Consider the following 19474-nt stretch of genomic DNA (forward strand, 5'->3'; position numbering starts at 1 on the left):
GGTGGGTAGCATTGCGATCTTGATCGACCGCTCTGCTACCCATCGAACGCCTGCGTTCAGCATGCAAGACTGAACACTCATCCTCTGCTCAAGAGTGTCAGGCGGCACCAGGGACATTCGTTCCCATGCCCGCCGGCAGAAACGGTCGAATTTCGTCGATTTCCGCAGCGCTGAGGCGCAACTCCAGGGCTGCAATCAGCCCGTCTACTTGTGCGCGATGGCGGGCTCCGACAATGGCGCCCGTCACGACCGGTTTACGAAGTACCCAGGCGATGGCGACCGCCGCAGCGCTCACCCCGTGCCTTGATCCAATGCGTGCCATGACGTCAACCAATGCCAGGTTCGCACTCAAACGGGGCTCCTGGAAATCAGCACTTCGGGCCTTGCGCCAATCGTCGTCGGGCAGTTGCGAGATGCGTTCGCGCGTCATGCTGCCGGAAAGCAGCCCTGATTGAAGCGTGGAATAGGCAAGGACACCCATCCCGGCCTGCTCGCAGAATGGCAGAACGTCCTTCTCGATGTCCCGCATCAAGGCGGAGTACGGCGGCTGGAGCGAAACGATCTCTGTCACCGCCTGCGCCCGCTTGAGTTGAGCGACATCGAAATTCGATACACCGATAGCGCGAATCTTTCCTTGATCGCGCGCGGCAGCCAAAGCCGAAAGCGCCATTTCAATGCCTTCACTGCTGGCGTCGGCAGGAAAAGCAGGCCAGTGGATCTGATAAAGATCGATCGTCTCGACTTGAAGCCGGTGCAAGCTTGCGTCGATCTCGGCGAGCAACGATTCAGGGGCCAGTGAATGCGAAATCTTCTTCGTGACCGGGTCCCAGACCAAACTGCCTTTGGTGAACACCAACGGACGCCGTGAGGCCGGTACCCGCCGCAGTAATTGCCCCACCAATTGCTCTGCATGGCCCAAGCCATAAACCGCTGCGGTATCAATCCAGTTCACGCCGCGTTCGACGGCATATTCAAGTGCGCCCAGGCTGTCCTTGTCATCCTGCGCTCCCCAACTGTACTCCCAGCCGGTGCCGGCGATTGCCCAGGTTCCCAGGCCAATCGGCGAAATCAGAAAATCCGATGATCCAAGACGATTGTTTTGCATAGCGACCTCTCCACGAATGATGGAGGAAGTATCCGGCAGAGGTCTCATGACGATAAGATAGGTAATCGTATTTGAACTACTGAACAACACTCATGAGTTATCACCCCGATCTCTCTGAACTCGACGCCTTTGCCGCCGTCGCTCGCCATCGCAGCTTTCGCAAGGCCGCCGACGAACGTGGCGTTTCGGCTTCCGCGTTGAGTCACGCAATGCGAGCGTTGGAAGCACGTTTGGGCATCAGGTTGCTGAACCGAACTACTCGTAGCGTGACCCCGACCGAGGCCGGCCAGCAGCTATTGGCAACGCTGGTCCCGAGCCTGCACCAGGTTAACGATGCATTGGCGCAATTGACCTCGATGCAGGAAGTGCCCACTGGCAAACTTCGCCTCAACGTGGCGCGTCCGGCAGCTCGCATCGTGTTTGCGAAAGTGCTGGCGCCCTTCGTGGCCAGGTATCCACGTATTCAGTTGGACCTGATCACCGATGATGGATTGACCGATATCGTGAATGAGGGATTTGACGCTGGAGTCCGCTTTGGTGAAAGCCTGGCCGGTGACATGATCGCAGTCCCTGTCGGCGCACCTCAATCGTTCGTGACCGTTGCTTCGGATGCTTATCTGGCCGCGAAGGGAACCGCGCACGTCCCCCGCGACTTGCTCGACCATGCGTGCATTGCCAGGCGTTTTCCCAGTGGCAAACTTTACGCCTGGGAGTATCAAGCCGACGGTCAACCGATACGGTTATCCGTCACCGGCCCGCTGATTCTGGAAGACGATGCGCTGATGATCCAGGCAGCGAAAGATGGCGCTGGTATTGCCTATGTCTACGAGGAACTGGTGCGCGACGATCTCCGGAACGGGCATCTCAGAGAAATACTCCAGGAGTGGAAAGCACCACCCAGCCGGTTCTTTCTTTACTACTCAAGCCGGCGCCTTGTGCCACCCGCCTTGAAAGCGCTTATCGAATTTATCAAGGTTCGCGAGGCTGCGTAGCCGTCGTAGAATCAAAACTTGAATCCCACGTTTTTTTCAACAAACGGAGTCACCTACATGGAAGTCATCAATCAGTTGCAGCCCGCAGAGTGTGCAGGCATGGAAGATATCCGACGCGAAATCGACGCCCTTGATCAGGCCGTTATCAAGCTGCTGGGCAAGCGTTTTCACTACGTGCTGGCCGCCTCGAAGTTCAAGACCTCGGTGACTTCGGTGCGCGCTCCGGAGCGTTTCAAGGCCATGCTGGCAACACGACGCGAATGGGCCGAAGCCGAGGGCCTGAGCCCGGATGCCATCGAGAAGATGTACAGCGATCTGGTGAACCACTTCATCGCCGAAGAGATGAAACACTGGGCGGCTCATCAATCCGAAGCCTGACGCTGGTGTCATGACTGTCCGCCAAGGTCTATTTTGGTCAGCCATGACAGGCTGCGATCGGCCTGGAGCGGACTTGCGCTCGGCTCACAGAAAACGCTGATGGCAAAGGAACTGCTATCGGCTGATTCTGTTGAAACACAGGCCAAGTATACTGGCGAACACTTTCTTCAAACATCAACCCCTATTAATAGGTCATTTACCCTTTCACAAAAACTTATTACCCTACTGCATCGCGACAATATTCAGGCGTCATTTAAGTGACCGCCGCAACCACCATTATTCAGAAAGACAGCCCTTAACCGCGCCAACGCGACCCTAGCAACCCATGAATAATTCATGCGCACTGACGAACGGAGCAAAAATATAAAATAACCATATAAATCAACAATTTAAAACTTATAAAACACTTAAATAAAAACCTCTTAAAATCATTAAAAACCATAAGTGACCGACCACAAATATAAAAGTTTCAAACTTTATAATTAAATAAAAACCCACACATAACGCTTTAAAATATTCATCTTTGATGCTAATAATCCGGCAGCTTCCGGGTTTCCAGGCGACGTCCCCTCTCACATGAAGTGAACATCAGCGCTCACGCTGACTATCCCGGCCTTTACTAAACTCAAATAACGCTAGCGTGGCTCAAGTTTCAATAAAACTTGGGGCAGCTTTTGTGTTGCGCACTAGAAGTGCGCGAGGAAGGCATCATCGTCCGCCATCATTCAAGGCTTAAAGTCCTTTCGATCTTCGGTACCCGTCCTGAAGCCATCAAGATGGCGCCTTTAGTCAAAGCCCTCGCTGCGGAACCTGGCATTCATTCGCAGATATGCATCACCGGCCAACATCAAAGCATGCTTAAACAGGTGCTGGATCTGTTCGACCTCAAGGCCGATTTCACCCTCGATGTGATGACGCCGCACCAGACGCTTAATTCGCTGACCGCGGCGCTATACGAAGCGATTGATCCGGTGCTGGAAATGGCCCACCCGGACCGGGTGCTGGTACATGGCGACACCACCTCGGCCATGGTGGCCGCGATGGCTGCGTTCCATCGACGCATCCCGGTCGGCCATGTGGAAGCCGGCCTGCGCACCGGTGACATCTACAGCCCGTGGCCGGAAGAAATGAATCGTCGCTGCATCGACCTGGGTGCGGACATGCTGTTTGCGCCGACCCACGAGTCGCAAAAAAACCTGCTCGACGAGCGTTTGCAGGGGCGCTCTTTCGTGACCGGCAACACGGTGATCGACGCTTTGCAGATGACCGCGCAGCGCATCGAAAAGGACGCTGACCTGCGTGCAGGCCTGGATGAGCAATTCTCGTTCCTGCAACCTGGCCGCAAGGTATTGCTGGTCACCGGGCATCGTCGGGAAAACTTCGGCGAAGGCTTCCTCGACATCTGCAAGGCCCTGAGCCATTTGGCCCGGCGTGCCGACATCCAGATCGTCTATCCGGTGCACTTGAACCCCAATGTCATGGGCCCGGTCACCGAGCAGTTGGGCGACCTGCCCAATGTGCACCTGATCAAGCCACTGGACTACCTGGCTTTCGTGCGCCTGATGCAACGGGCACACGTGATCCTCACCGACTCCGGTGGCGTGCAGGAAGAAGCGCCCTCACTGGGTAAACCCGTGCTGGTCATGCGTAACGTTACCGAGCGCCCCGAAGCGGTCGCGGCGGGCACTGTGCGCCTGGTAGGGACCTCACCGGACTCGATCATCGCGAGTGTCAACGCGTTGTTCGATGACGAGTTGCTGTGGCGTCGATGCTCCCAGGCGGCCAACCCATACGGCGATGGCCGCGCCAGTGCGCGCATCGTCGACGCGCTGATGGGGCGTCCGGTCGATGAGTTCGTCGTCGCTCGGCAGTCATTGCCCAAGTTCCTGCATCACCCGACAGCGGTGCCTGTGCCCGAGGAAAATTACCCGGCTTTCACCTCTCTCTAAACCGAACCGCTCCTCCCCTTATCAGCTCGAGATCTACCTGAATGAAGTCTTCCGTTGCCATCCATACGGGTGCGCTCAGCGCCCTTGCCTGTGGCGTGAGCCTGCTCGCGCTCATGCCGACCTTCGCCTTGGCCGCGGACAGCCCGCTGACCCAGGCGATCAACCGACTCAATGCCGACACTCGGCAGGAGCGTGAGATCCGCTTGAGCGATCTGGGGATCGACGCCCCCATCATCCTGGGTTCCACCGATGCCCGGCGCGAATTGTATTTACCAGTGCCGGCGGGTGTACCACTGACCGATGCCACACTGAATTTCGACGCCAGCTACCTCAACGGCGAAGGCGGCCGCAACACGTTGCTGCTGTCGCTGGACGGGTACCCGGTGCGCGCCGAAGGGCTCAGCGAAGCTCAAGGCGACGCCAGCGCCACGCTGGGTGTGGACAAGGCCGCGCGTGACAGCGGTTCGGTGCGCCTGGGTATTGCCTGGTCGTCGATCGTGTCCCGCGTGTTGTGTGAAGACGAACGCGCCATCGGCAACGTACTGCGTATCGAACCGGACACCCGCCTCAACTACAGCTACGACGCCAGCCAGTTACAGGACGTTGGTGCGGCCTGGACGGCATTGCCCGGCAAACCGGGGATCATGGTCGCGCCGGGCACTTTATCCGCCGAAAGCTACGACGCCGCCTGGCGTCTGGGCGTGGCACTGGAACGGATCGGCAAGCACAGCCACATCCTGCCCTTCCCGGCCGTACAGGACAGCGTTGACCTGACCGGCCTGCTCATCCCGGCCGAGCTGCAAACTATTCCAGCGTTCGCCAGCCTCAACGGCAAAGGCCCGCACGTTCTGGAGAACCCGGCGCAAATCGGCGCGCTGCTGATGTTGGGGCAGACCCCGAACGTCCAGGCGGATCTGGTCATCAACGACCCGCAACTGCTCAAGGCCGTCAATGAGTCCCTGGATGCGCTGCAAAGTCAGATTCAAGGTCTCGACGCCACCGCAGCCAGCGCCTTCGCGCAATGGCGTGTACGGCATATCAATGCAGGCCTGGCCGCCACCGGCACGGACAACGTGCGACTGGCATTGCTCGGGACACGCCCGGTGCTGACGATCGCGCCGCAAGCGACCGGCAAGGCCTTGGCCTTGTTCAGCTCGGCCTGGAACACACTGGCACGCAGCCGCCAATTGACCGTCAGCGAAGCACAGTTGCCATTGAGCGCCGACGGCCGTGTGGCCTTGTCGCGCCTGGGCGGCAAACCCGGCGCGATCGACGTGCTGGCCAAATCCGACTGGAGCACCTCGTTCCCTCTGGGCAGCGTGGCCTACGACGGACGTCTGCCGGTGAAGGCGGTGATCGATGTCTCTGCCGCACCCGGCGCCTCGGACACCGCGCCGGTGGCCTCGCTGTTTCTCAACGATTATCTGATTGGCGCACAACAGCTCGTGGCCAACGGAGAAAGGCAACGCATTGAAGCGCGGATCCCACGTTACGCCGTGGGCTCGAGCAACGTGCTGCGTGTGTCGTTCCAGCGCCAGCCGGTCAGTGATCGCTGCCTCGAAACGCCACAAGCCTTCCCGGTCTCGGTGCTGCCGACCAGCCATATCGTGTTGGAAAAGACTGCGCTGGATGATGACTTCTCCGGCATGGCTGCACGCTTTGCCGTGAACGCGCAGATCCTCGTGCCGCAGGTCTACCTCGAACACCCGGCAAGCAGCTTGCGGCAGGTGATTTCGGTGGCTGACGCCGCCGGTGTTTCGCCGCTGCGTGCGCAATTGAATGTCAGCGCCGACCCGAAAGTCTCAGTCACGCCAGACAAAGCCTTCCTGGCCTTCGAGTTGCCGATCAAGGACAGCAAGGAATCGGTGCAGGTCGATGAGCAGGGTCGCCTGCGCATCAATCACAAGGATCAGGTGTTGCTCGACGTGCATCCCCTCAACCACCTGGCCTCGTTGCAAGCCGTGGAAAGCGGCGGCCAGCACGGCCTGGTCTATCGCACCCTGGGTACCGACGCACCCCGCTTCGCCAGGCAGATTCTGCTGAGTCGCGGCGACGTCGCCATCCTCGGTGACAACGGCGCACTGACCACCTTCAACACTCAGGATCCCAGTGGCAGCCAATTGATCGACCACGAAGAACCCAAGGGCCTTGATGCCTGGCGCACGCCGTCGCTGTTGTGGCTGATTCCCGGTGGCATCCTGTTGGTCCTCATCCTGTTGCTGGCCGGCCGTAACGCCCGTCGCAATCGCCAGTAACGGTAACCCTCGATGACGTCGCTTTATTGGCCCTATTGGCTGGCCCACTACTACAGCTTCCTGGAAATCTCGACCATCGTGGTCGCGGTGCTGATTCTGATTTCCAGCCTGGACGATCTGTTCATTGACCTGTGGTACTGGTCTCGTCGCCTGTTTCGCAAATTCACCGTGGGTCGCAAGTACCGCCCGCTGACCGCCGAGCAACTGATGGCCCGGGATGAGCAACCACTGGCAATCATGGTTCCGGCCTGGCTGGAATACGACGTCATCGCGCCGATGATCGAGAACATGGTGTCGACCCTGGACTACCAGAACTATGTGGTCTTCGTCGGCACCTACATCAACGACCAACGCACCATCGATGAAGTGGAGCGCATGCGTCGGCGCTACAAGCAGCTGCATCGGGTGGAAGTCCCGCATGCCGGTCCGACCTGCAAGGCCGACTGCCTGAACTGGGTGATCCAGGCGATTTTCCTGCACGAGAAAACCCACGGCATGACCTTCGCCGGCGTCGTGCTGCACGACAGCGAAGACGTGCTGCACCCGCTGGAGCTGCGCCTGTTCAACTATTTGCTGCCGCGCAAGGACATGATCCAGCTGCCCGTGGTTTCGCTGGAGCGCAACTGGTACGAATGGGTGGCCGGCACCTACATGGACGAATTCGCCGAATGGCATGGCAAGGATCTGGTGGTGCGAGAAAGCATGACCGACACCGTGCCGTCTGCCGGGGTCGGCACCTGTTTTTCGCACCGTGCCTTGCGAGTATTGGCTGGGGAAACCCAGAACCAGCCGTTCAACACCGACAGCCTCACAGAGGACTACGACGTCGGCGCACGCCTGGCCAAGGTCGGTATGAATGCGATCTTCGTGCGCTTCCCGGTGCAGTTTCGCGTGCTGCGCAAATCATGGTTTCGCAAGCCTTACGAATCGACCCTGAAGATGCCGTTGTGCGTGCGCGAATTCTTTCCCGACACCTTCCGCACCGCGTTCCGCCAGAAAGCCCGCTGGACATTGGGCATCGGGCTGCAAGGCTGGGAGCAAATGGGCTGGAGCGGCTCGCTGGCCAACCGTTATCTGCTGTTTCGCGACCGCAAAGGCATAGTGACGGCATTCGTCAGCATCATCGCCTACGTGATTCTGGTGCAGTTGCTGGGCCTGATTGTTTTGCGCCTGAGCGGTCTGTGGGACGTGAGTTTCCCGACGCCGTTTGAAACCAACGGTTTTATCCAATACCTGCTGCTGGCCAACGGTATCGCGCTGGTCTGGCGCATCGCACACCGCTGCTATTTCACCACCGTGCTGTACGGCTGGCAGCATGGTTTGCTGTCGATCCCGCGCATGGTCGTGGGCAACTTCGTCAACTTCATGGCCGCGTCACGGGCCTGGCGCATGTTCCTGGTTGGCAAGGCGCTGAACCGTAAACTGGTGTGGGACAAGACCATGCACGACTTCCCGTCCACCGACCTGGTCGCTGTCGCACCGCGCAAGCTGGGCAGCGTGTTGCTGTCCTGGCAGGCGATCAACGAAACCGACCTGCAAAGCGCCCTCGCCGAACAGAAAACCCGGCACATGCCATTGGGGCGGATTTTGCTCAGCAACGGCTGGCTGGACGACGAAACGCTCGCGGAAGCCATCGCCTTTCAGAACGACTTGCCGCGGGTGTTCGATGTGGCCGCCAGGGCGCGGGATTCGAACCAGACGCTGGATGATGAATTCGCCCTGCGCTGGCGCGTGGTGCCGCTTGGCTTGAATGCCGACGGCTGTGCGCAAGTCGCCGTGGCCAGCCCACTACCGGCCGAAGGCCTGCAACAGGTCAGCGACGAACTGGGCAGCGAACCGGTGCAGCTGATTGCCCGGGAGAGTGAAATCGTCGCGCAATTGCGTCGACTGAACGTGCGCGAAGGCCAATCCGTGCCGGATGCCCGAGCACCATTGCTGGGCGACCTGTTGATCGAAATGGGCCTGCTGGATCGCGATGTATTCAGCCGCGCGATGTTGCAGTACCGCCCGCAGCATCATGGCCGCATTGGCGACTATCTGGTCGACAGCGGCGTGCTGCCTCGCGCCACCATCGAAAAAGCCGTGGCACGTCAGCACAGCCACTACCCAGCGGAGCTTCCTGCATGAATCGCCCCTTACTGACCCTCATGGCCACGGGGCTGAGCCTGATACCTGCGTTTGCTCACGCCCAGACGCTGCCATTGCCATTGACCGGTCCGGCCTATGTCACCGCCAACGAAGCGTACAGCGCTTACGAACGCAAAGACTATGACCTGGCCATCGCCAAGGCTCGCGAAGCGCTACGTCAGCGCGCCGATATCCAGCGTTTGAACACGCTGATTGTGCTGGCTCAGCGCGACAAGGACCTGCGCGATCATCCCAGGCGTTACCCGCAATCACCTCAGGCTCCGGGCTTCGGTGCCGCTGCCCAGGCCTTCAAGGCCTATGACCGCGATGACTTCGGCGCTGCTGCCCAGGCCGCACGCAAAGCCATCGCTCAGGCGCCCAACCGCATGGACTATCGACTGCTGCTGATCGAGTCCTTGCAGCGCCAACCGCATCTGCAGGAAGCGGATCAAGCCACCACCCAGGCGCTTGCGCTGTTCCCGGACGACGACGCATTGCTGACGCGTCGCGCAGCGATTCGTCGTCAACTGGCGGTGCCGCTGGCGGTTCGGGGCTATCGCGCCCTGCAGCAAGGCCATGTACCCCTGGCCGTGGACCAGGCCAGAAAAGCCGTCGCCTGGGCCCCGGAAATCGGCGCCAACCAGCAACTGCTGATCAGCGCCCTGCTCGCCGCCCACGATTACCCCGGGGCCGTGCAAGCCGCGTCCGCTGCATTGGCACAGGATGACGGAGAAATCGCACCGTGGATTCTGCGCAGCTACGCCCTCGATCGGCAGGGTAAAACTCAAGCCGCTCAAGCTGATCTGAAGCAGGCCCTGGCCATCGATGGCCTGCCGCAAGCACAAGTCCGCGACATTCGTTTCTTCGCCGCCGACGCCGCACTGGCCCATGGCGAGCCGCAGCAGGCGCTCGATGATTTGCAGCCACTGGTCGACGATGAAGGTGGCGAAATAGCCCGCCGACGCAGCGCCGCACGAGTGGCGCTGCGGCAGAAAAACAATGGCGATCTGAACACTGCCGCTCACGTCCCTGCTCCGGCCCTGAACTGTCAAGAAACGGCCTTCGGCCTGGTGTGTGATATCTGGCCGGGCAACCAGCTCGACGGCGGAACCGACATGGCCGCCCAGGCCTACGCGGCCCTGGCCCGCAAGGACTTCGAAACGGCGGTTGCCCAGGCGAACCAAGCCGTCGGCCGCGCGCCGCACAACCCGGCGTATCGACGCCTGTTGGTCGGAGCCCTGACCGACCAGAAGCATGTGCCCGAAGCCATCGCGGCGGCCAGCAATGGTCTCAAGGCCAATGGCGATGACGCCCGGCTGCTGAGCCAGCGCGGCTTCTTGCGTCAACAATCGGGGGACGATACCGGGGCACGCCAGGACTTTACCCAGGCCTTGGCCCTGGGCAGTTTGCCGGCTTACGAAGAGGCCAGTCTGTATGCCGCCATCGGCCAGAGAAGAACTGCGCGCGAACGGCTGCAACAGGCGCGGGACACCGGCGAACTGGAAGCGATGAGCGACCTGCAGATCGCCTACTTGTCGGTCCAGGCCGGCGACGATGACCGCGCCCGTGAATCGTTTCGCAAGGCCGATGCGGGCAGCCGGCTCTCACCGACGGCAACGCAGGATGCCGCCTACAACGCCATGCGGGTCAATGACGATGAGCAAGCCGTCACCTATTTCAAGCGAGTCATCGACGCAAAAAATGCCGGTGAACTCGACATGTCCCCGCAGCAGCTCTTCGACACCCGTCGTGCGGTGGCCGATGTGTCGCGTACCTGGGGCTTGATCAGCACTACCAGTTATCGCGGCAACAGTTCCAGCAGCGGTCTGAGTTCAGCGCCGAGCAGCGGCAGTAACAGCAACGACAGCCTGCAAAACAGCACCGAACTGTCCTGGCGCCCGTTGGGCTATCGCAATGCACGTTTTGTCGAACTCTACGGTCGCGTCACCGACACGCTATGGAGCAAGAGCAGCGATTCGGCGACCGGTATCGATGCCCTGCAAGGCGCCGTGGGTGTGCGGGTCAAACCGTTCACGGCGGTGAACGTGATGGCTGCCGTTGAGCGCACGTTCCCCTTGGGGTCATCCGACGTCAACGGTGACTGGCTGGTGCGCCTGGGCTATGGCTCAAGTATCGGGACCGATCTGCGGGTCGATGCCTCCAGCTGGTGGACCTCGCAGTTGTTCGCTGAAGCCGGTCACTACATCAACGACTCGCGTGACTATTTCAACAGCGAATGGCAGGTCGGCCGCAGTTACGCCATCGGCGGCGCAGGTTCACGCTGGGTGAGCTTCCCCCATGTCGTGGCCGCATTCGACTATGACTCAAAGATGAACAGCCAGACCGATACCGACGGCAGCACGAGCTCATCATCCGGCAAGGCCGCAGGCATCGGCGTCGGCAATAACGTCCGGTACTGGTTCCGCGAAGATCCCTACAACGCCCCACGCTCCTATGTGGATTTTTCTCTGCAGTACCGCGTGAAGGTGCTGGGCGATGACCGCGCTCAAGGCGTGTTCGCTCGCCTGACCTATTCCTATTGAGGACTGGCATGAACGTTCGAGTTTATGGGTGTTTGGGGTTTAACCTGCCCTCGGCGCGGGCACATCCCCCGCCCCTGAAAAAGGCTGCCCTGTGAAAATCTTTGGCTACTCCGCCAGTCGCGCGACCGTTGTCGCCCTGTTGTTTATCGCAACCCTCGGCGCAGGTTCCGGCATGCTCTACGTGACACGCACCAAGGCTCTTGACCCGGGGATTGTCGGCATCGTCTGGCAGCCGGACAACAAGACTGTCGGCATCAACGGCCACTGGGAAAAACTCGGCGCCCATGAGCTGCTGGTGCAATGGACCGTCGTCGACGATCAGGCATTCGTTCCCGGTACCGGCCTGCCCACCGTGCCGGTGTTGCCCGACTGGGCCCGTATCGCCAAGGCGCCCTGGGCGCAGGATGTCATTCTCGGGCTGGCCGGTTACTTCAGCGAGAACCGCTCACGGGACAACATCGAGCAACTGGCCGCTGTCTCGGAACGCATCGCCAAATTGCCTACGCCGCTACACGTCACCGGCTGGTATTTCCCGGCCGAAGTCGACCCCAGCTGGACCCGCGCCAAAGAACTGCCCGCCCTGCTGGCCAAGCTGCCGCGACCGTTATGGATCAGTGTTTACGACGGCGCCAATATCGGCCCCGCCGCCACCGCCGATTGGCTCAAGCAATGGCTGCCAGATGACATCGGCGTGTTCTTCCAGGATGGCGTCGGCGTCTACGCCCGCACCGCACCGGTGGCCCGAACCTACGCCGACGCCATGCGCCAGCGCCTGGGCAAGGACCGTGTGCGAATCATCGTCGAAGCCTTTCGCCCCAACTTCGGCGGCGGATTCCGCTCCGCGACCGCGGCCGAACTCAAACCGCAACTCGCGGCCTATGACGGTTACCCCCTCTACCTGTTCGACGGACCGCACTACGTGACGCCTGAGTTGGTGGAGCAACTGGTGCGGTGAATCGCAAAGCAGCCATTTATAACGTCGTGGCTAACCGACGCGTAAAAGATATGAAGCCGACTGAAGCCCCCCCTCGCTTGAGCCGCAGCGAAGCAGGCCGTTTGGAATCGTAATCAAGTAGGTGCCGAATTAGTCCCTGCATTCGGGATCGCCGACTCCCGAGATCGAACCGCATACAATGCCGTAAAGATATCGCGGATATATTTCGGGCGTTCGGAGGCGGGAATTACCGGAAGAAAATCCAGCATGTCGATAATTGATTCATAGGCAAAACGCATTTCACGGTGATAACGCCAACGGGCACCGAATCCCAGGGCTCGCTCCATTGCGACGAACAACCCGGCGAGCGCAGAACACAAAGGTGCCACCCAAGTAAAGTTTGTAGCAGGTAACAGCGTCGCCAGCGTCGTCAACAGCAGCACCAGGATAGTGCCGCCGTTAAACATGATCGGATCGGCCAAGACATCATGCAACTTGGCCGCGTCTGTCAACCGCACCTTCAACTGTTGAATCATTTCCGGGGGCAAATCCGTTACACCGCTTACATCGGGCGCGACGGGCGCTTCAAAATTGGCGTCATCTGGCATACGAAACTCTCCTGAAGGAAGAGATCAATCCGCCCAACGGCAAACTTCTAGGCATGAGGAATACAACTGACGAGCGAGTATAGATCATGGCGTGCCGCATGGAATGCCTGGATACCGACAGGCCATGCCCCGGCGCGGTCCTGTGGCGAGGCAACATTGGCCGCCCCGTCACTACGGGTTGAAGTGATAGTCTGCGCCCTCCCGGGATTGAATCGAGCAATTATTCAAGTAGTGCTACCAGCAAGGAGAGTGACCTTATGAAGCCCGTCAGAATTCGTACCCTGCAACGTCTCGAGAAGGGGCAGAGCACGAATGTCGGTTTGGTCTTTCGATTTAGCTGAGTGAGTCTCCATCGGCTCCGGATCTTCTCATGCTGATTGTCTGCGCCAAGTGCCGGGTGACGTGCCGAACTGGCGTTTGAATGCGCCGGCTCAGAGTCGGGCAACGCCGCCCGCAGCGGGATATCGTCAAGTTGCCGATCCAAACGATGTGGCGCGTGCGGTACTTGCAGCCAGCACTTGGTCGGTGCTGGCCTGAAAAAGCTGTGGGCTGTGGAGGCAACAAACGGTGGCCGCAACGGTCCAACGCGCGGTTGAACACCAGGTGCGAGCGACCAGAAGCATCACCTGCCGACTGCCACTACCTCTGGGAGAGCCAATTGTCAGCTGTCTTTTTGCGTCAAGTTTTCCGGTTATCGGTACTGTTCTTTTCCGTTGGCACTTCGTTTTCTGCTTACGCCTGCCCAGCAGGGCAGTACGAAGTCTGCGTGGTTACTTGTTTTTGTGCTCCGGGCTCCAAAGAGGAGACCGGGTCGATTTTTGAGAACATGAGCCAAATAGCTTCCTCTGGATTACAAAGTTGGATCGTGCAATCGCGCGACACCGCGGCAACTGGCGATATTCGGACAATCCCGCTGAATATCCGAGCCCAACTCGAACCCTACTATGACATTCAAGTGCTTGATTCGGCCCGCTACAAGGTAGGCGATGATGAGGAGCTGAACGCCGCAAACACCATGCTGCAGAATCCCGATGTCACTGCAGTCACCCTGATAGACATCATCGTCTTTCGCAGTCCCGATGATGCACTTAACAATGTCGCGCTGTGGGCGCATGAATTGAAGCACGTGCAGCAGTACCAGCAATGGGGGGTTCGGGAGTTTTCCACTCGCTATACCCGTGATTACACAGCCGTCGAGGCGCCTGCTTACGAGATTCAAGCCAAGGTAGCCAGAGCGCTAAGAGCCAGCGTGGCCCAGTCAGAACCTCCTCGACATCCTTGAGTTCAAAGGGCCAGGCAATCCTGCCGTCTGCAGCTCTCCATCACAGCCCCCGAGAGTCTCGACGCTGGACCAAAAGCAGCCGGTGGACGGAGCGATAGCCCATGAGTAGCTATGCTTAGTCTGTTGCGCAAACTGATTGTGCAGCCGGGAATTGCAGACTCCCGTGTCGATCGCCGCCCCACTGGTACTCCACAGGCAGCCGCGAAATATGACGTCCTTGGTCTCATCGATCATCGAGTTACTCACGGCGCACCCGCATATCGCGTATCTGGCCGTGTTTCTCCTGGCACTTTCCGAGTCAATCCCGATCATCGGTGTCGTCGTTCCCGGCACCGCCGTGATCCTTGCGCTCAGCACCCTGGTGCCGAGCGGCGTGTTATTGCTCTGGCCGTTGCTGATCGCCGCCACGGCGGGCGCCATTGCGGGTGATGGTCTTTCGTTCTGGCTCGGGCATCGATATCGCCGCGAGATTCTTGGCCTCTGGCCACTGAACCGGCATCCTGAGCTGATTCAGCGCAGCGAAGCCTTTTTCAACCGTCATCGCGATAAAAGTGTCTTTTTCGCGCGTTTCACACCGGGCGTCCGCGCCTTCGTTCCGCTCCTCGCCGGCACGCTGGGAATGGCGGTCAGTCGGTTTTATGCCGTCAATGTCGTGTCGGCGCTCGCCTGGGCTCCGTCGCACATCCTGCCCGGTGTGCTCGTCGGCGCGACGTTCAGCATTCTCGGTGCAGCTGCGAAGCCGCTCGCGATCCTGCTGGTCATTCTAGTCGCGGCGGGCTGGGTGGTCCTTCATATCGTGCGCTGGACGCTGCGGCGCGGCATACCCTACCTCATCGCAGGAGTGGAGCGGCTGCGGAGCTGGGCCGGCACCCAGGACACCCGGCTGAGTCGCGGTATCACTAGCCTCCTTGATCCTTCACGGCCCGAAGCACGGGCTCTCGCACTGCCGACGGTCCTGCTCGTCGGTGCCGCCTGGCTTTTCTTTGGTGTCCTTGAGGACGTCATCAACGGCGACCCGCTGCTGCTTGCAGATAGCGCGATATACCGCGCGCTCCAGGATCTTCGCACTGCACCAGGCAATGCGGTGATGATCGCCATCACAGAACTCGGCGACACCAAGGTCGTGCTGGCGGTCACGGTTGTTGTCTTGCTGTGGCTCATGTGGAGACGCGCCTGGCGTACGGCAGCCTATTGGCTGATTGCAATCGCCGGCGCCTCGGGGCTCAACATTGTCATCAAAGTAGCGCTGTATCGAACTCGCCCCGCAGAAATTCTCTATTCCGGGTGGAGTGCCTTTTCCTTCCCCAGCGGCCATAGCACGATCAATGTCGTGCTATACGGTTTTCTCGCCTTCCTTATCGCGCGTGATATCCGCCCGGCACGGCGCCTGGTGGTCGCACTTGGCGCAGCCGCCCTGATATTCCTGATTGCATTCTCGCGCCTCTACCTCGGTGCGCATTGGCTTTCCGACGTGCTCGGGGGGCTGGCATTCGGATCCGCGTGGCTGGCGCTACTAAGCCTCTTCTACCTGCGGCGACAGGCCGAGCACATTGGCTCAGCGGGGTTGCTCGCCCTCGGATGTATGACACTTCTGCTCGCCGGCGGCTTCAATATCTATCGTAACCATACGACGGACAGCAGTCGTTATGCCGTCAAGGTGGGAACGTTGACCATGGCTGCCACCGATTGGTGGACGTCGGATTGGCAGCAACTGCCGGTGCGGCGTATCGACCTTACTGGCGAGACGAATGAGCCACTGACGTTTCAGTGGGGCGGTGGTCTGCCGGAGTTGCAAGATGTCCTGCAGCGCAACGGATGGCGCACCTCAGCGGCATGGACACTGTGGAATACCCTGAACTGGTTTACCGTCCAGGCTGACCCTGCCGATCTTCCGGTCATCCCTCTTTTCGCCAGTGGTCGCCTTCCCAGTCTGACTCTCGTTCGACCGTACAACGATGGCGGATCCGCCGGTTCGCGCCTGGTGCTTCGATTGTGGGTCGTCGATTTCGAGCTCGCAAACGGGCGAACTATGCCGCTGTGGATTGGCTCGGTTGTCGAGGAGCGTTTCTATCATCCCCTGGCCCTCGTCACGTTAACGTCAACACAGCCCGATGCGAATACACCGCGCAGAACGCTAGCGGCCGTTCTTGACGGTGGGCGGCTCGTGTCCCGGACCGAAGGAACGGCGGATGCGGATTGGGATGGGCAGGTTCTGTTAGCTCGCACGGTGAAAAACAAAAATGAATGACCGTTCAGGGTCGTTTGCCGCCCTACTTCTGAAGGAGCGCTTCCCCATGGCCTGAATCAGGATTAAAGTAGCAATACCTACATAAATCGTAGAAAGCGCTACATGAAAAATTGGCTAACTTTGATTTTAGGTCTGCCGACTGCCAATGCCACCGAACGCATGCGTGCCTGGCGCGCGCTAAAAGCCTCTGGAGCGGCGGTCTTACGCGATGGCGCCTACCTCTTACCGGATACCGCTGCCTGTCGAGAAGCGCTAGCGTCTGTGGAGCGCGACATCCTGGCCATCAATGGCACTGCCTACGTCCTGCCTGTCGTTGATCCCGACGGTGAACGCTTTATTGAGCTGTTCGACCGTAGCGATGATTACACCAAGCTAGGCGCCGAGATCGAAGCATGCCGGGCACAGCTCAATGCCGAGAATGCGCTGGTCACCACCAAACAAATTCGCAAACTGCGTAAAGCCTACGATCAGCTGACCAGCATCGATTACTTTTCAGGCAAGCCGAAGCAGCAGATCGACTTGGCTTTGCAAGAGCTTGAGACAGCGGTCAGCAGAGCCCTGTCGGCGGATGAGCCGCATAGCCGCGACCAGCCAATCACGGCGCTGAGCCTTGGCGATTATCAATGTCGTGTCTGGGCAACGCGTAAACGCCCATGGGTCGACCGCCTGGCTTGCGCCTGGTTGATTCGGCGCTTCATTGATCCGCAGGCTCAGATCCTTTGGCTGAACACTCCACACGAGTGCCCAGCCGATGCATTGGGTTTTGACTTCGATGACGCCACTTTCAGTCATGTCGGCAATCGCGTGACCTTTGAAACCCTGCAAGCCAGCTTTGAACTTCAAGAGCCGGGCCTGAACCGCATCGCTGCACTGGTGCATTACCTCGATATCGGTGGCATTCAGCCGGTGGAGGCTGCCGGCATCGAACGGGTGCTGGCAGGACTGCGCGAAACCATTACCCATGACGACCACTTGCTGGCTGCTGCCAGCGCCATCTTCGACGGCCTGCTCGCCGAGTTCGTGAAAGAGGAACATCCCAATGATTAAGGCTTCCCCATCAGCGGTTGAAGAGGATCTGTCGAGGCCTGAACCGATCAGTTTGCGTGAGGCGTTCTGGTTCTGGCTGAAGTTGGGATTCATTAGCTTTGGCGGGCCCGCAGGACAGATCTCGATCATGCACCAGGAGCTGGTAGAGCGGCGGCGTTGGATTTCCGAGCGGCGGTTTCTGCATGCCCTCAACTATTGCATGCTGTTGCCAGGGCCGGAGGCTCAGCAGCTGGCAACCTATATCGGTTGGTTGATGCATCGAACCTGGGGTGGGGTGATCGCCGGGGGGCTGTTTGTGCTGCCCTCACTGTTCATCCTGATCGCGCTGTCCTGGATGTACATCGCATTCGGCGAAGTGCCAGTGGTGGCCGGGCTTTTCTATGGCATCAAGCCCGCCGTGACGGCCATCGTCGTGCAGGCGGCCCATCGAATCGGCACGCGCGCGCTGAAGAACAACTGGTTGTGGGCCATCGCGGCGGCGGCGTTTACCGCGATCTTCGCGTTCAATGTGCCCTTCCCGCTGATCGTGCTGGGAGCCGCGTTAATCGGTTATGCAGGAGGCCGCCTGGCGCCCGAGAAATTCAGGACCGGGGGCCATAGCGCCGCCAAAAAGTCCTTCGGCCCAGCATTGATCGATGACGACACCCCGTCCCCTGAGCATGCCCGGTTCAGCTGGTTGAAACTGGCGCTGCTGGCACTCATCGGCGCAGCGTTGTGGGCGTTGCCGATGGGGGTCTTGACCGCACTCTTTGGCTGGGAAGGCACCTTGACTCAGATGGGCTGGTTCTTTACCAAGGCCGCATTGCTGACCTTTGGCGGTGCCTATGCGGTGCTGCCTTATGTCTACCAAGGCGCAGTCGGTCATTACGGCTGGCTGACACCGACACAAATGATCGACGGTTTGGCGCTGGGGGAAACCACGCCGGGGCCGCTGATCATGGTGGTGGCTTTCGTCGGCTTTGTCGGCGCCTATGTCTCGCAGGTGTTCGGCGCCGATCAGGTGTTTCTGGCCGGAGCCGTCGCGGCCACGCTGGTGACCTGGTTCACCTTCCTGCCTTCGTTCCTGTTCATCCTCGCAGGTGGCCCGCTGGTGGAGTCGACTCACAATGAACTCAAGTTCACCGCACCGCTTACCGGGATTACTGCCGCTGTGGTTGGGGTGATTCTCAATCTGGCGTGTTTCTTCGGCTATCACGTTCTTTGGCCCAAAGGGTTCAGCGGCAACCTGGACTGGCCTTCCGCGCTGATCGCGATTGCGGCGGCGATTGCCTTGTTCCGCTTCAAGCGCGGCGTGATTCAGGTACTGATGGCCTGCGCACTCGTTGGTTTGACTGTGCACCTGCTGCGCTAGAGCGCGCAATGATCAACTATTCTCTGGCGGGCACCGGGCCCGCCAGATCACCCAGCCTACTGAGTTAGGCAGGAGGTGCTCCATGAGATGGATTACCCGTGAACGACCCAAGATCGACCGCGTCGCCTGTCCCTGGCTGATCACCCGTTTTATCGACCCTGAGGCCGAGTTCTTGTACGTGCCCAGCAGAGAGGTTTTGCCGGTGGCCGCAGAGAAAGACGCAACGCCTTATGACATTCCGGGTGTTGAGCTTACCCACGAAGGGGAGCTGTGCAGCTTTGATGCGTTTCTGAAGAAGTACCGCCTCACTGATCCAGCCTTGCAGTATCTGGCCAGGATCGTGCGTGGGGCCGATACCTCCCGCCTGGATCTGACACCGCAATCGGCTGGGCTCTATGCGATTTCGCTGGGACTATCGCAGCGTTATGCCGATGACCACGAAATGCTGGCACATGGTTTGATCCTGTATGACGCCCTGTATGCCTGGTGCAAGGAATGTCAGGGCGAGTCGCATAATTGGCCTCCTCAGATGTGAGAGGCGTCCACACGGAGGTCCAGCCCGGAACTGGGCTCATGATCAGTGAAACACTGCACATTCTGATCTGCGCATTGCTGAGACTTGGGCGAGGCGGTGAACCCGCCTTGTCCGAGCAGA

The 19474-nt window shown here is 59.7% G+C and carries 14 protein-coding genes; 12 read left to right on the forward strand and 2 right to left on the reverse strand.

The window, feature by feature from the left end:
* Positions 1-97 precede the first annotated feature (97 nt).
* Positions 98-1105, reverse strand: coding sequence for an aldo/keto reductase (locus AC1D2Q_RS01100; protein ID WP_477811951.1), 1008 nt, complete (start codon positions 1103-1105; stop codon positions 98-100).
* Positions 1106-1197: 92 nt separating this feature from the next.
* On the opposite strand from AC1D2Q_RS01100, the gene AC1D2Q_RS01105 reads away from it, so the two are divergent.
* The 7 genes from AC1D2Q_RS01105 to AC1D2Q_RS01135 all read left to right on the forward strand — a co-directional run bounded on the left by AC1D2Q_RS01105 (position 1198) and on the right by AC1D2Q_RS01135 (position 12304).
* Positions 1198-2097 (forward strand): LysR family transcriptional regulator, encoded by a 900-nt coding sequence (locus AC1D2Q_RS01105; RefSeq protein WP_477811952.1) that lies wholly within the window; start codon positions 1198-1200, stop codon positions 2095-2097.
* Between the two features lie 57 nt (positions 2098-2154).
* Positions 2155-2475 carry an isochorismate lyase gene (locus tag AC1D2Q_RS01110; RefSeq protein ID WP_019580154.1) on the forward strand — a complete coding sequence of 107 codons (321 nt, stop codon included), beginning with the start codon at positions 2155-2157 and terminating at the stop codon, positions 2473-2475.
* A gap of 674 nt (positions 2476-3149) precedes the next feature.
* Positions 3150-4424, forward strand: coding sequence for a non-hydrolyzing UDP-N-acetylglucosamine 2-epimerase (wecB, locus tag AC1D2Q_RS01115; protein WP_477811953.1), 1275 nt, complete (start codon positions 3150-3152; stop codon positions 4422-4424).
* Between the two features lie 41 nt (positions 4425-4465).
* Complete coding sequence (locus AC1D2Q_RS01120) at positions 4466-6679, forward strand: hypothetical protein (RefSeq protein ID WP_477811954.1); 2214 nt, start codon at positions 4466-4468, stop codon at positions 6677-6679.
* A 12-nt stretch (positions 6680-6691) separates the two neighbouring features.
* Entirely contained in the window at positions 6692-8806 is a 2115-nt protein-coding gene (locus AC1D2Q_RS01125) for a glycosyl transferase family protein (protein WP_477811955.1), read from the forward strand.
* Positions 8803-11349, forward strand: coding sequence for an NfrA family protein (locus AC1D2Q_RS01130; RefSeq protein ID WP_477811956.1), 2547 nt, complete (start codon positions 8803-8805; stop codon positions 11347-11349). Before AC1D2Q_RS01125 ends, AC1D2Q_RS01130 begins: the two co-directional genes overlap by 4 nt.
* 91 nt (positions 11350-11440) lie before the next feature.
* A complete protein-coding gene (locus AC1D2Q_RS01135; RefSeq protein ID WP_477811957.1) occupies positions 11441-12304 on the forward strand; it encodes an alpha-amylase family protein in 864 nt (287 codons plus the stop codon).
* Between the two features lie 113 nt (positions 12305-12417).
* Here the strand turns inward: AC1D2Q_RS01135 and AC1D2Q_RS01140 are convergent, their stop codons facing one another.
* The gene (locus AC1D2Q_RS01140; protein ID WP_018925608.1) at positions 12418-12891 is read right to left on the reverse strand and encodes a hypothetical protein; all 474 of its coding nucleotides are present in this window, start codon (positions 12889-12891) and stop codon (positions 12418-12420) included.
* A gap of 658 nt (positions 12892-13549) precedes the next feature.
* Between AC1D2Q_RS01140 and AC1D2Q_RS01145 the strand changes: the two genes are divergently transcribed.
* The 5 genes from AC1D2Q_RS01145 (at position 13550) to AC1D2Q_RS01165 (ending at position 19354) form a co-directional block, all read left to right on the forward strand.
* Positions 13550-14173, forward strand: coding sequence for an eCIS core domain-containing protein (locus tag AC1D2Q_RS01145; protein ID WP_477811958.1), 624 nt, complete (start codon positions 13550-13552; stop codon positions 14171-14173).
* Between the two features lie 208 nt (positions 14174-14381).
* Entirely contained in the window at positions 14382-16421 is a 2040-nt protein-coding gene (locus AC1D2Q_RS01150; protein WP_477811959.1) for a bifunctional DedA family/phosphatase PAP2 family protein, read from the forward strand.
* Between the two features lie 102 nt (positions 16422-16523).
* The gene (locus AC1D2Q_RS01155; RefSeq protein WP_477811960.1) at positions 16524-17468 is read left to right on the forward strand and encodes a chromate resistance protein ChrB domain-containing protein; all 945 of its coding nucleotides are present in this window, start codon (positions 16524-16526) and stop codon (positions 17466-17468) included.
* Complete coding sequence (gene chrA / locus AC1D2Q_RS01160; RefSeq protein ID WP_477811961.1) at positions 17461-18819, forward strand: chromate efflux transporter; 1359 nt, start codon at positions 17461-17463, stop codon at positions 18817-18819. The genes AC1D2Q_RS01155 and chrA overlap by 8 nt, the downstream gene beginning before the upstream one ends.
* An 82-nt stretch (positions 18820-18901) precedes the next feature.
* Positions 18902-19354, forward strand: a complete 453-nt coding sequence (locus AC1D2Q_RS01165; protein WP_477811962.1) for a chromate resistance protein ChrB domain-containing protein — start codon at positions 18902-18904, stop codon at positions 19352-19354.
* The last annotated feature ends 120 nt before the right edge of the window (positions 19355-19474 follow it).

The sequence above is a fragment of the Pseudomonas sp. P1_A1 genome, from assembly GCF_056406935.1.

Excerpts from the sequence above, each read along its gene's own strand:
- AC1D2Q_RS01110 (WP_019580154.1), top strand. The coding sequence starts at position 2,155 with ATGGAAGTCATCAATCAGTTGCAGCCCGCAGAGTGTGCAGGCATGGAA.
- AC1D2Q_RS01120 (WP_477811954.1), top strand. The coding sequence starts at position 4,466 with ATGAAGTCTTCCGTTGCCATCCATACGGGTGCGCTCAGCGCCCTTGCC.
- chrA (WP_477811961.1), top strand. The coding sequence starts at position 17,461 with ATGATTAAGGCTTCCCCATCAGCGGTTGAAGAGGATCTGTCGAGGCCT.
- AC1D2Q_RS01125 (WP_477811955.1), top strand. The coding sequence starts at position 6,692 with ATGACGTCGCTTTATTGGCCCTATTGGCTGGCCCACTACTACAGCTTC.
- AC1D2Q_RS01105 (WP_477811952.1), top strand. The coding sequence starts at position 1,198 with ATGAGTTATCACCCCGATCTCTCTGAACTCGACGCCTTTGCCGCCGTC.
- AC1D2Q_RS01140 (WP_018925608.1), bottom strand. The coding sequence starts at position 12,891 with ATGCCAGATGACGCCAATTTTGAAGCGCCCGTCGCGCCCGATGTAAGC.
- AC1D2Q_RS01165 (WP_477811962.1), top strand. The coding sequence starts at position 18,902 with ATGAGATGGATTACCCGTGAACGACCCAAGATCGACCGCGTCGCCTGT.
- AC1D2Q_RS01155 (WP_477811960.1), top strand. The coding sequence starts at position 16,524 with ATGAAAAATTGGCTAACTTTGATTTTAGGTCTGCCGACTGCCAATGCC.
- AC1D2Q_RS01100 (WP_477811951.1), bottom strand. The coding sequence starts at position 1,105 with ATGCAAAACAATCGTCTTGGATCATCGGATTTTCTGATTTCGCCGATT.
- AC1D2Q_RS01150 (WP_477811959.1), top strand. The coding sequence starts at position 14,382 with ATGACGTCCTTGGTCTCATCGATCATCGAGTTACTCACGGCGCACCCG.
- AC1D2Q_RS01130 (WP_477811956.1), top strand. The coding sequence starts at position 8,803 with ATGAATCGCCCCTTACTGACCCTCATGGCCACGGGGCTGAGCCTGATA.